Source organism: Pseudogemmobacter sp. TB195, from assembly GCF_058313095.1.
This window is the reverse complement of sequence record NZ_JBZEGG010000138.1, coordinates 1-622: the sequence shown is the minus strand read 5'-3', so window position 1 is coordinate 622 and position 622 is coordinate 1. Positions and strand designations below refer to the sequence as shown.

Annotated in this window: 1 protein-coding gene; it reads right to left on the bottom strand. The window is 65.8% G+C overall.

Annotated features, from left to right (window positions below; translation table 11 throughout):
* On the bottom strand, positions 1-389 hold a 389-nt coding region (locus AC4FS3_RS29025), incomplete at its 3' end, for a peptidoglycan L,D-endopeptidase MepK (protein WP_491023422.1).
* Positions 390-622: the final 233 nt, after the last annotated feature.

Below are 622 nucleotides of genomic sequence, written 5' to 3'. Positions count from 1 at the left end.
AGTTCGCGATGCACTTCCCACACCAGGTCGAACAGGCGCGGGTCCATGTTCGTGGGCTCTTCACGGCGCCAGTCGCGCAGGAACCAGTTCAGCTGCTTCAGCGCCGCCCGGTCATAGGAGCCGAAACGTTTGAAGGTGACGGAGATCGTCTCCTTGGTGTGGGCGTAATACAGGTTAAGGGTGCGGGTGTCGCCATTGGCGATGGCGCTCTGGGTTTCCGAGGCGCCGGTGAGCGTGGCGCCCGCCAGCGCGACGGCGCCGAGCCCCAACCTGAAGCCGCCCGAGCCCGTCAGGCCGCTGATCCGCCGCCAGAGGCCGCTGGCGCGGGACAGGCTGGCCGCGCGCGCGGCCACAGGACGGGAAGGAAAATGGAGCCGTGGCAACGACAAGCTGGTTCACCCCTGATGGATGACCGGCGGGCGCGCGCGCCGCATGCCGGCCATATAACCAGCCCTTGGGCCAGTTGACTGTTCCCGCGCCGGGCAAGGAAGCCGCCGGCACGATTGCGTATCCCTGCGCCAGACTTTTCGACCAGAAGCCTTAACGCGAGGTTAGCCTGCTTCGCCGTTTCCCGCCATAAAGCTGGGCGCCTGCGATGAATTTTTCGACAAATCGCTGGCAG